At 61.3% G+C, this 11,287-nt stretch carries 11 protein-coding genes and 2 tRNA genes; 8 read left to right on the top strand and 5 right to left on the bottom strand.

Annotated features, from left to right (window positions below; all coding sequences use genetic code 11):
* Positions 1 to 15 precede the first annotated feature (15 nt).
* On the top strand, positions 16 to 288 hold the full coding sequence (locus E5W70_RS03995; RefSeq protein ID WP_006201846.1) for an HU family DNA-binding protein: 273 nt from the start codon (positions 16 to 18) through the stop codon (positions 286 to 288).
* Between the two features lie 74 nt (positions 289 to 362).
* On the opposite strand, the gene E5W70_RS03990 is transcribed toward E5W70_RS03995, so the two are convergent.
* On the bottom strand, positions 363 to 1,385 hold the full coding sequence (locus E5W70_RS03990) for an aldo/keto reductase (RefSeq protein ID WP_292654165.1): 1,023 nt from the start codon (positions 1,383 to 1,385) through the stop codon (positions 363 to 365).
* A 183-nt stretch (positions 1,386 to 1,568) separates the two neighbouring features.
* Between E5W70_RS03990 and E5W70_RS03985 the strand changes: the two genes are divergently transcribed.
* Together E5W70_RS03985 and E5W70_RS03980 are read left to right on the top strand one after the other, a co-directional pair.
* Entirely contained in the window at positions 1,569 to 2,135 is a 567-nt protein-coding gene (locus E5W70_RS03985; protein ID WP_292654163.1) for an SIS domain-containing protein, read from the top strand.
* 5 nt (positions 2,136 to 2,140) lie between these two features.
* Positions 2,141 to 2,884, top strand: a complete 744-nt coding sequence (locus E5W70_RS03980) for a creatininase family protein (RefSeq protein ID WP_292654160.1) — start codon at positions 2,141 to 2,143, stop codon at positions 2,882 to 2,884.
* 49 nt (positions 2,885 to 2,933) lie between these two features.
* Here E5W70_RS03980 and E5W70_RS03975 read toward each other — a convergent pair whose 3' ends face one another.
* The 3 genes from E5W70_RS03975 to E5W70_RS03965 form a co-directional block, all read right to left on the bottom strand.
* Positions 2,934 to 3,851, bottom strand: coding sequence for a carbohydrate ABC transporter permease (locus E5W70_RS03975; protein ID WP_292654158.1), 918 nt, complete (start codon positions 3,849 to 3,851; stop codon positions 2,934 to 2,936).
* 13 nt (positions 3,852 to 3,864) lie between these two features.
* Entirely contained in the window at positions 3,865 to 4,986 is a 1,122-nt protein-coding gene (locus E5W70_RS03970) for a sugar ABC transporter permease (protein ID WP_292654234.1), read from the bottom strand.
* A gap of 128 nt (positions 4,987 to 5,114) precedes the next feature.
* Complete coding sequence (locus E5W70_RS03965) at positions 5,115 to 6,779, bottom strand: sugar ABC transporter substrate-binding protein (protein ID WP_292654155.1); 1,665 nt, start codon at positions 6,777 to 6,779, stop codon at positions 5,115 to 5,117.
* A 293-nt stretch (positions 6,780 to 7,072) separates the two neighbouring features.
* Between E5W70_RS03965 and ugpC the strand changes: the two genes are divergently transcribed.
* From ugpC to rbsK, 3 genes are read left to right on the top strand one after another with little or no spacing between them, the layout of a single operon-like run.
* Positions 7,073 to 8,131, top strand: coding sequence for a sn-glycerol-3-phosphate ABC transporter ATP-binding protein UgpC (gene ugpC, locus E5W70_RS03960; RefSeq protein ID WP_292654231.1), 1,059 nt, complete (start codon positions 7,073 to 7,075; stop codon positions 8,129 to 8,131).
* A 31-nt stretch (positions 8,132 to 8,162) separates the two neighbouring features.
* Positions 8,163 to 8,615: an RbsD/FucU family protein gene (locus E5W70_RS03955; protein ID WP_292654152.1), complete on the top strand. Its 453-nt coding sequence runs from the start codon at positions 8,163 to 8,165 to the stop codon at positions 8,613 to 8,615.
* 4 nt (positions 8,616 to 8,619) lie between these two features.
* A complete protein-coding gene (gene rbsK, locus E5W70_RS03950; RefSeq protein WP_292654149.1) occupies positions 8,620 to 9,561 on the top strand; it encodes a ribokinase in 942 nt (313 codons plus the stop codon).
* Positions 9,562 to 9,794: 233 nt separating this feature from the next.
* Here rbsK and E5W70_RS03945 read toward each other — a convergent pair.
* Positions 9,795 to 9,871: transfer RNA gene (locus E5W70_RS03945), tRNA-Asp, on the bottom strand.
* 217 nt (positions 9,872 to 10,088) lie between these two features.
* Here E5W70_RS03945 and E5W70_RS03940 point away from each other — a divergent pair.
* Together E5W70_RS03940 and E5W70_RS03935 are read left to right on the top strand one after the other, a co-directional pair.
* Positions 10,089 to 10,164 (top strand) — tRNA-Val (locus E5W70_RS03940).
* Positions 10,165 to 10,364: 200 nt separating this feature from the next.
* A complete protein-coding gene (locus E5W70_RS03935; protein WP_292654146.1) occupies positions 10,365 to 11,228 on the top strand; it encodes a hypothetical protein in 864 nt (287 codons plus the stop codon).
* The last annotated feature ends 59 nt before the right edge of the window (positions 11,229 to 11,287 follow it).

The raw sequence follows: 11,287 nt of genomic DNA, 5'->3' as shown, positions 1-11,287 counted from the left end.
TGGAAGGGAATTTTTATGAACAAGAACGAACTGGTATCCGCTGTCGCCGATGCCGCGAGTATTTCGAAGGGTGACGCGCAGTCGGCGGTTGATGCGGTGTTTTCCGTCATCACCGGCGAACTGAAAAAGGGCGGCGATGTCCGGCTTGTCGGCTTCGGAAATTTCACCGTGTCAAAACGCGCCGCGTCGACCGGCCGCAATCCGCAGACCGGTGCGGAAGTGAAGATCCCGGCGCGCACCGTGCCGAAGTTCTCGGCCGGCAAGGGCCTCAAGGACGCTGTCAACTAAGCGTCTCCTTAAGTCTTTCAGAGAAAAGAAAAGCCGGCATATCCGGTTTTTCTTTTCTGTTGGAAAAGGCGGCGCTATGCCGTCGGCGCGTCCGTGCGCATCAAGCCTTCTTTCTTGAGATCGGCCCACAGCGCCGATGGCAGCTTCGCGTCGAGCAGCGAGCGATTGCTTTCGACTTCGCCCGGCCGCTGGCCGCCGGGGATTACCGAGACGACCGAGGGATGCAGCAGCGGGAACTGCAGCGCCGCCTCGATCAGGCGCACGCCGTGGCGCTTGCAGACGGCCTCGATGCGGGTAACGCGGTCGATGATGTCCTGCGGCGCCTCCGAATAATTGTAGTAGGCGCCGGGCTTCGGCCCGGTTGCGAGGATGCCGGAATTGTACGGCCCGCCGAGAACGATGCCGATGCCGCGTTGCTGGCATAGCGGCAGGAAAGACTGCAGCGCTTCCTGCTCCAGCAGCGTGTAACGCCCGGCAAGCAGGAACAGATCGAAATCGCCGCGCTCCGCCAACGTCTGGGCAACCTGCCACTCGTTGATGCCGCCGCCGAACGCCTTGATCACGCCCTGGTCGCGCAATGCCAGCAATCCGTAGTAGCCGGAGCTCATGAATTCCTGGATGCGCTGGTCCGAGGCTTCCTTGCTGCCATGGGTGAAGATGTCGACATCGTGCACGAAGAGGATGTCGATGCGGTCGACGCCGAGCCGTTCCAGCGAGGCTTCGAAGGAGCGCATGACGCCGTCATAGCTGTAATCGTAGACCTCGCGGCGCGATGGGGTGTCGAAGAATTTGCCGATGCCGGTGCGCTGTTCCGGCGGGCAGGCGCGCATGATGCGCCCGACTTTGCTGGACAGCACGTAGTCGTCGCGCTTCTTCGAACGCAGGAACGGATTGAGCCGCGTTTCGGCAAGGCCCAGCCCATAAAGCGGCGCGGTGTCGAAGTAGCGGCAGCCGACCCGCCATGCCGTCTCCAGAGTGGCACTGGCATCCTCGTCGGAGACGGCGCGGTAGAGATTGCCGAGCGGCGCGGTGCCGAAGCCGAGCTCGGTGAAGTTGATGCCGCCATTGCCGATGCGGTCGAAATGCCGTGTCTTCATATGCTGTCGTTTCCTCATTTGGATTTGCCGTGACACTATCACGGCTATAGCGCATCAAAAGCACTGCGTGTCGTTGGACACCGATTTTCGCGGTGATAGCATGAGTGAAAACAAGCTGTTCGGGGCAGATGTGACTGAGATATTCAAGTGGTTCTCCGGCACCTGCAAGCTGGTGCAAATGTCATGACGGAGGCTGGCGAAAACCTGTTTGGGATTGCGCTGAGCGAGCTTGGCACCGTGCTGGAGCGTATCGACGAAAGCCGCATCGACGCCGCTTGCGCCATCTTGGCCGGAGCTAGAAAGATCGTCACCTATGGCTGCGGCCGCGAGGCGCTGCAGGTCAAGGGTTTTGCCATGCGGCTCCACCATCTCGGCCTGCCGGTGTCGGTTGTCGGCGACATGACCACGCCGCCGCTGGGCGCGGGCGATGTCTTCTTCGCAAGTTCCGGCCCGGGGGAGACATCGACGGTGCTGACCTTGATGCGGGTCGCACGTGAGGCCGGTGCCGCCGTCCTGCTGCTCACCGCGCACGCCGACAGCAATGCCGCGAAGCTGGCCGACTTCACACTGCTTATCCCCGCTCAGACCATGGCCGACGACCAGGGCCCGGAAAAGACATCCGTGCTGCCGATGGGCTCGGTTTTCGAAGGCGCGCTGTTCGTCCTCTTCGAAGTGATGGTGCTGAAGCTCAGGGATCTGACCGGCGTCTCGCCGGAAGCGATGCGCGCCCGCCACACCAATATGGAGTAGGTGTCATGCGCTACGAATTGATGCTGCCGCACCAGATCCGCAAGGCTATCGCCGAGAACCGGCCGGTCGTGTTGCCGCTCGGTGTGCTCGAATATCATGGCGAGCACATGGCCGTCGGCATGGACACGCTGGCGGTGATCAAGAGCCTGGAACTGTTCGAAAAAGAAGCCGAGATCGTCATTCTGCCGCCCTTCTATTACGGCGCGGCGAGCTATGCGGTGGCGGCGCCGGAAGGCAGTGGTTCGGTGCAGGTCGGCGGCAATGTGCTGGCGCCATTTGCGGAAGAACTGTTCTACAGCCTGCTGCGCATCGGCTTCCGCAACATCCATGCCATCATTCACCACCAGACCGAAAACTTTGCCGCCGGCATGCCGACCGATCTCGCCTTCAAGGCCGCCGGCCGGCAGGCGATCTTCCGCTTCCTGGAGAAAGAACGCGGCGAAGGCTGGTGGGGCTCTGCGGCGATGGCCGACTATTATGCCGAGCACGCCGAGGGCATCAATTTCTTCAACTGGGTGCAGGTGCATCCGCTGATGCCGGCTTCAATGCACAGCCTGTACCCGTTTGACCATGCCGGCACCGGCGAGACGTCACTGATGCTTGCGCTGTGCCCGGAAGCGGTGGATGCCGGCCGCTTCGCCGACAACACCGGCTGGTACACGGCAAGTGCGCCCGAAGCCTCGGCGGAATTGGGGCAAAAAGGGGTTGCTATGATTCTCGATCATTTGCGGGGAACACTTTCGGGTTAGCCCGGTTTTCCGTTCTCCCCTTATTGTGGAGAAGGGAGAGCCGGCGCAGTTACTTCACCGCGCCCGCTGTCATGCCCATGATCAGGTAACGCTCGAGCGCGATGCCGATGACGGCGAGCGGTGTGATGGCGGCGGTGGCAAGCGCCGCCATCGACCACCAGTTGATGCCTTGTGAGCCGGTCTGGCTCGCCACCATGACAGGAATGGTCTTGGCGTCGGTCGAGGTCAGAAGCGCGGCGAAGAAATACTCGTTCCAGCACAGCACCATCGCCAGGATGAAGGCGGCGACCATGCCCGGCAGCGCGATCGGCATGACGATGCGCAAGAAAGCGCCCCAGATCGACAGGCCGTCGACGAGTGCTGCCTCCTCCAGCTCCACCGGGATGGAGTTGAACTGGTCGCGCATGATCCAGATGACGATCGGCAACACCATCAGCGTGTAGAGCAGGATCAGCCCGATGCGTGTGTCGAGCAGGCCGACCTCCCGGTAAAGCACGAGGAAGGGCAGGGCCAGCACCACCGGCGGCAGGATCAGCTGTGACAGGAAGAAGAAGGAAATATCCTCGTTCCTGAACCAGGCGAACTTGTAGCGGTAGCGGGTCAGCCCGTAGGCGGCGAGGCTGCCGATGACGATGGCGAGGGACGACGCGCCGACCGAGGTGATGACCGAATTCATGAAGCGCTTGATGAATTCGTCGCGAACCGTCGACGTCCGAAAGATCGAGTCCGGCGACAGGCCGAGCGAACGCCAGCCCTTCCAGTCGGGGTTGAAATCGACGAACGGGATCAGATGGCCCTGGGTGACGTCGACCGCGGTCTTGAACGAGGTGGTTATCGTCCAATAAATCGGGAACAGGCAGATGAAAGCCCAGAAGATGAGGGCGCCGTAGATGAAGACGCGGTTGGCGACGAAGCCCGCCGGCGAGCGGATTTCGGAGGCGGCAAAGTCGGTGGTTTGAACGCTCATCTTGCCGGCCCGATCAGTTGACGTTGCGCACGAAGCGGCTGGCGAATTTCAGCAGCCAGGTCACGAACACGATGATGATGATCAAATAGGCCATCGCCAGCATCGTGCCGTAGCCGACGTTCGAGCGGTCGCGATATTCGCGGTAGATGAAACTGGACACCGAATCGGTCGCGCCGCCCGGTCCGCCGGAAGTGACGGTGATGATGATGTCGGCGAGCTTCAACTTGAAGATGATGCGCAGGATGACCGCCGTCACCGACACCGGCAGCATCAGCGGGAAGGTGACTTGCCAGAAAGTCTGCCAGGCGGTGGCGCCATCGACACGCGCCGCCTCGAGCACCTCGCGCGACATCGCCTGCAGGCCGGCGAGCAGCATGATCATCATGAACGGAATGAAAGTCCAGGCATCGAGCACCATGATCGAGATGCGGGCGGTGATCGGGTTGGAGAAGAAGGCCGGGTTTTCCCAGCCGAGATGCCGCGCCAGCGTCGCGGCGGGCCCGAAGCGGTATTCCATCAGCGACTTGCCGATCATCCACGAAACCGCGACCGGCGACAGCATCAGGGGCATGAGAAACACGACGCGGAAGAATTTTCGTGCCCTAATCTGCGCGTTGAGCAGCAGCGCCAGGCCGAAGGCGATGACATATTCGACGAACACCGCCAGCACGTAGAGCACCATATTGAACAGCGCGTTGCGATAATAGGCGTCGTTCAGCATCTGCCAGAAATTGTCGAGCCCGTTGAATTGCCGGCCGCTGAAGGAACTGAGGTTCCAGTCGGTCAGCGCGATGTAGAAGCCGAACAGCGTCGGGAAGATCACCATGGCAATGGTGAACAGCAGCGCCGGCAGCAGGAACAGCGCGCGCTGGCCGTCCTCGCCGCGCGTCAGCACCTGGCCGATGCCAAGCGCGACACCCCACAGCACATAGGCGTAGACCACCGGCCGCCAGGTCTCGAAGCCGATAGCGTCGACATCGCTCTTGTAAAGGATCTGCAGCGCAATCACCGCCAGAAGGCCGAGCGTTGCAGCAGCCATCAGCGCCCAGCCAAGCCGTTTGCGGCTCCGCGGTATCAGGTCGGATGGCACGGCGCCTGCCGGCCATTCACTTGTCGACAAAGTCTGGTCAGCCAGGGTCCGGTCAGCCACGCGTCTTGCCCGTTCACAGGAGGCTCGATGACCGGCCGAGCCGGTCGAGGCCAAGTCGGTCAAGGGGAGGTCCGGCGGCTGTGCGCTGCCGGACCAAGTTTCACGATCTCAGCCTACATGCCGAGCGAGGCCTTGTAGAGCTTGACCTGGTTGTCGCGGCCGATCTGGTCGGTCAGCTTCTCCCAGGCGGCGGCGATGGCGTCGGCGCCTTCCTGCGCTTTCATCTTGCCGGCAAAGGTGTTGGCCAAAATGTCCTCGGCGGCGCTGTAGTATTGGAAGATGCCGGGGATGCGCGGCTCGATCGCCGCGTTCGGATGGTTGTAGCTGTCGGCTTCCGACTTCAGATACGAGGTGATGAACGCCTCGTCGTAGCCCGCCGCCACCCATTCCGGAATGTTGAAATGCGAGTTGCGATAGGGCTGGAAACCCGACGGATAGGCCGCGCACCAGAGCGACAGGTCCTTGCCGCCGAGATGGGCAGCGGCAGACCATGCCGCCTTCTTCTTCTTTTCGTCGCTGTCGACACGGGCCATGACATAGACGCCCCAGCCGAGATAGGCGCAGTTCGGCGCATGGTTCGGGCCGCTGGCGAGCTTGTCCCACTGGCCGGTCTTGGAGTTGTAGACATCGTCCGAGCCCGGCAGGATCGAGAAGCCGGTGATGTCGCCGACGACCGAGGAATCGTTGGTCTTGACGTTCGAACCGACGTCGCCCCACCAGGTGACCATCGAACCGGTGCCTGCCAGGAATTGCTGGAAGGCGGTGGTGTTCGGGTCGGCGTTGATCTGGTCGGCAGGCTCGGAGGGCAGGGCATCGATGACGTCCTGGATCGCCCGCACCCATGCCGGATTGTTGACGCGCGGCTTCATCGTGTCGGCATCGAATAGCCAGGCCTTGTCATCGGGATGCTTGGCGTAGGCGCTGGCGCGGCTGCCGAGGAAATAAAAGCCGAAACCGCCCCAGGGCTTGGGCGCATCGAGATAGCCAAAGACATCCTGGCCCTTCACCTGCTTGCCCTTGAGGAATTTCGTCACCGCCTGCACCTGCTGCCAGGTCTTCGGCACGCCCCATGCGCCTTCTCCGCCGCCGTCCTTCCAGGCCTTGGCGAGGTCGGCATCGGCGAACACGTCGGTGCGGTAGTTGAAATTATGTGCGTCGCCGTCAACGGTCACGCGATATTGCTTGCCGTCCCATGTGCCGACCGGCGGCTGCAGATAGGCCACGACATCCTTCATGTCGATCTGGTCCTTGACCCAGTCCGGCATTTCGGAGGTGAGACCCTTGCCGCAGACGTCGCCTTCGAACGGTGCCCCCATTTCGATGATGTCGAAATCGACGGTGCCTGTCGCGATCGACTGCTGCAGCCGGGCGTTGTAGTCAGCCTGCGCCAGGTCGATCCAGTTGATCTTGGCGCCGGTATAGGTCTCCCACGGCTTCAGGAAGCCGCGAAACAGCACATTGTGCAGGTTCTGGTTGTTGAGACCCATGAAGGTGAGTTCGACACCGGCGAATTCGCCTTCCTTGACGTTGGCCTTGGTGGCTCCCAGGCAAAGCTCGCCGACCTGCTGGAAATCGGCATCGGTCGGCTGACCCTTGCCGACGCCCGGGATCTGCAGGATCTGCGCGCGCAGGTCATCGGCGGCCGCAGCCGGGCGCGACAGGGCACCAAGTCCGGCGCTTGAGGCCGCGGCGAGGGCGGCCATGCTGGCCGCTCCCTTCAGCACGTCGCGGCGGGTGGCTCCGGCGCGGACAAGTTGGTTATAAAGGCTGACTTTCATCTCGTTCCTCCCAGAAGGTCAATTGTGAATTGGTTCAGATAGTGGAGCGCCGATTATGTCCCCAACGACAGCGACTCCCGTAAATAGCGGCCCGAATTCTCCCTCCCGCGACGCTTGGCATTCAGTACCGGACAAGCGTACCGGTGCGCCCGGAACAGGGTCATAAACCGGGCAGTTGTCACTATTCGCACAACGAAGTGCGGTGTCAACGTGAATGGGTTTTTTATCTATAAGAGACCGACTTGCCCTCGCCGTTTGCGTTGTTTAGCTTCACGGCAAATGAAGGGGGAATGATGGCTCAAGTCGCGATCCGCAATGTGGCCAAGGCGTTCGGAACCGTCAAGGTTCTGCACGATGTCAGCGTCGACATCGCCGACGGGCAGTTCGTGGTGCTGGTCGGGCCTTCCGGCTGCGGCAAGTCCACGCTGCTGAGGATGGTGGCCGGGCTGGAAACGGTCTCCGGCGGCACCATTGCCATCGGCGAGCGCGTCGTCAACCATCTGCCGCCGGCCAAGCGCGACATCGCCATGGTGTTCCAGAACTACGCGCTCTATCCGCACAAGACGGTCGAGCAGAACATGGCCTTTGCTCTCAAGCTGCGCAAAACCGACCCGGCGGTGGTCACTGACCGGGTCAAGCGCGCCGCCGACATCCTCGACCTCAACCCATACCTCAAGCGCTATCCGCGCCAGCTCTCCGGCGGCCAGCGCCAGCGCGTCGCCATGGGCCGCGCCATCGTGCGCAACCCGCAGGTGTTCCTGTTCGACGAGCCGCTCTCCAATCTCGATGCCAAGCTGCGTGTCCAGATGCGCACCGAGATCAAGGAACTGCACCAGCGGCTGAAGACCACCACCATCTACGTCACCCACGACCAGATCGAGGCCATGACCATGGCCGACAAGATCGTGGTGATGCGCGACGGTCGCATCGAACAGGTCGGCGCGCCGCTGGAATTGTTCGACCGGCCGGCCAACCTGTTTGTCGCCGGCTTCATCGGCTCGCCCTCGATGAACCTGCTCAAGGGCGTCGTGCGCAAGGGCGACAAGTCCGTCGTCGAGATCGCCGGGACGCCGTTCCCGATTGCGGCCAAGAGTGCCGTGGAAGATGGCCGTAATGTCGTCTACGGCGTGCGGCCCGAGCATCTCGAAATCCATCCCGATGGTGTTCCGGCGAAGATTTCGGTGGTCGAGCCGACCGGTTCCGAGACTTTGGTGTTCCTGCGCTTCGGCGAGGGCGAGATGGTGGCGCTGTTCCGTGAGCGCCACGACTTCAAGCCGGGCGACACACTGCACCTGAAACCGCGGCTCGACCAGGTGCATCTCTTCGACGCAGAGACCGGCAAGCGTCTCTGATTTCGCCCCAGCAAACTTCGCGAGGAATACCATGCTCAAAGGAATCAATCCGCTGCTCAATGCCGATGTGCTGCAGGCGCTGCGGGCGATGGGACACGGCGACGATCTGATTATCGCCGACACTAATTTCCCGTCCGATTCGGTGGCGCGCCAGACTGTGCTTGGCCGGCTGCTGCGCATCGATGCGTCGGCGGCCGACGTGGTCAAAGCGGTGCTTTCGCTCTATCCGCTGGACACCTTCGTCGACGATGCCGCCGCGCGCATGGAGATCGTCGGCAGGCCGGACGAGATTCCCGCCGTGCAGCAGGAAGTGCAAAAAGAGATCGATGCCGCCGAGGGCAAGGCCTGGCCGATGATCTCGGTAGAGCGCTACGCCTTCTACGAACGCGCCAAGAAGGCCTATTGCGTCATCCAGACCGGCGAGCGCCGCTTCTATGGCTGTTTTGCCTTCCGCAAGGGCGTCGTGCCACCGGATGCGGAGTAGCGGCATGCCGGCGAGACCGATCGTCATGAAGCCTGTTGTCATATTGGGCGTCTTCGTCGCCGACACCGCCTACCGCGCGGCCCGCCAGCCGCGCATGGGCGAGACGATCCTGGGCACGTCCTTTACGCTCGGCCCCGGCGGCAAGGGTTCGAACCAGGCGGTGGCGGCCGGCCGGCTCGGCGCCGACGTCACCTTCCTGACCCGCCTCGGGGTCGACCCCTTTGCCGATATGGCGAGACAGACCTGGTCGCAGGCCGGCGTGAAGAGCGCCGTCATCGACACGCCGGAAAGCTACACCGGTGCCGCCTATATCTTCATTGAGGAGACGAGCGGCAACAACGCCATCATCGTCAGCCCCGGCGCGGCGATGCTGATCTCGCCCGCCGACATCGAGGCAAATGCCGGGCTGATCCGCGCGGCCGGCGTCTTCGTCACCCAGCTCGAACAGCCGATCGAGGCGGCGCTGCGGGCGCTGGAGATCGCGCGCGGGGCAGGGGTGACCACCATCCTCAACCCGGCGCCGGCGGCAAAGCTTCCGGACCGCATCTATACGCTTTGCGACTATGTCACGCCGAACGAGACTGAGGCCGAGGAACTGACCGGCATCAAGGTGTCCTCCATCGACGATGCCCGCCGTGCCGCCGACAGTCTGCTGGAGAAAGGCGTTGGCACGGTCATCGTGACGCTCGGCGAAAAGGGTGCGCTGCTGCATGCGGCCGATCGTTCCGAGCATGTCGCGGCGGTCGCCGCCGGCCCGGTCATCGAGACCACCGGCGCGGGCGACGCCTTCAATGGCGGCCTGGCTGCGGCGCTGTCGAGGGGGATGGAACCCCTGCAGGCGGTGCGCTTCGCCTGCGCCGTCGCCGGCATCTCGGTGACGCGTCCAGGCACGGCCCCGTCCATGCCGGCGCTGCCGGAAGTCGAGGCACTGCTGGCCAGGGAGTGAAGCCGTCGCTGCGGGATGAGACTGTAAGCGGGAGCGAATGGGTTAGACCCGGCGCCTGTCCGAGAGATTATCGTCTTCAGGCTGGACCACAACAGGCTGGCAGGTCGATGGATGAGGATCGATGCCAGAATTTCGAAAGCAATGAACCTGGACTGGGTCACGAAAGAAGATAGTTTTGACAAATCAACGTGGACATTTCTCCGACATCAAGGGGACGTGACCCCAAGGAGAAATGGCGCGAGTGACGGGGCTCGAACCCGCGACCTCCGGCGTGACAGGCCGGCACTCTAACCAACTGAGCTACACCCGCGCATGGACGAGCACGTGTCAGCCGTGTTCGTCGTTGGGGCGGTGGATAAGGGGTAAGCCACCGGGTGTCAAGCGGACCCGGACAGCATAACAGCAAACAGCAGAAGGTTTTTTGACAAGCAGAACTTTGTTGCCGAAACCGGCTCCCGGCCAAGCCGCTGGCCGCTCATTTGGCCTTGCGAAGCCGGTCCTAACTGCTTAAAGGTCCGGCCCGGAGCGGGCGATTAGCTCAGTTGGTAGAGCGCTTCGTTTACACCGAAGATGTCGGCGGTTCGAGCCCGTCATCGCCCACCATATTTTCTTAATAAAATCAAAGCGGTCTGTCTTCACTCGAAGGCGGGCTGCGGCCGGTGCGCCCAGCTATGCGCTCAGAAACGATGGTTTTGAGGCGCTTTAGTACGGTCTTATGTAGCAAAAGCACCAAGCATTTTTCGGCCGGTTGCATTTTATCAACGTCTTCGCTCCATTGTTGCGGCATGCGAGAGGGGAAACGCATGGACCGTCTGAATCTGTACCTAGACTTGGCGCCGGGTGAACTCGCCGACCTGGAGGTTGTGGCAAAAGCCAGTTTGGCATTTGCGAATGCGGTACGGGAAATAGCCTATATCGTCGATCCATCGCTCGTGATCCGCCTTGAACTTGAAAGCGGCACCGAGGGGAGCCTCACCCTCAATTCGGTTGTCCGATTCATCAAACAACAGGTGAGTGACCCGGTAACCAGAAAGGTCATTATCCTCGGCATCGTGCTTTGGTTCGCGAACGAAACAGGCTCTGCGCTACTTGGTGTCGCAATAAATGACCTTATCGCCGACGAGACGCCAATATCAGAGGAGGATGCGCAACGGATAGCCGAAAAGGTCCAAGAACTTCTCGAAAAGAAGGTAGGCGCCAAGCCGGTACAGGAAGTGTTCAAAGAGCTTCAGAAAGACAAGAGCATTAAGGGTGTCGGCGTTAGCACCGAAAAGGGCGCAAGGCCGCGCTCAGTTGTGCCGAGAGAGCAATTCTCCGAGCGCAGTCAGGGAGATGAGGACGATGCTCCGGATGGCGAAGCGCGCACCCGCTCCGAGCGTATGATCCTAACGTTGATTAGTCCCGTCTTGCAGAACAATAGGAACAAATGGCGTTTCCTGTCGAAGGATGGAAACATCTATGCCGGCATAAAGGATGAGAGGTTTCTTAATAGCATACTTTCAGGTCAGGCCGACCTTAAAATGCGCAGTGGGATTATTTTACTAGCAGACGTTGAGATAATAGAGAGAAAAAAGGATGGTGTGTGGCAAATTGCCGAACGAAACATTTCCAATGTTATTGAAATCAGAACAGATGACGACATCAGTGATTTATTTTCGTCTGAATGAAGAAACAGCATAAATCAAAACAAAAAGGCCTAACACATAAGCAACATACGGATGGATAC

Origin of the sequence: Mesorhizobium sp., assembly GCF_005063415.1 — a bacterium.
Taxonomy (GTDB): domain Bacteria; phylum Pseudomonadota; class Alphaproteobacteria; order Rhizobiales; family Rhizobiaceae; genus Mesorhizobium.
Note: the sequence above shows the minus strand (reverse complement) of the source record. Positions and strands in the feature narration are given on the sequence as shown.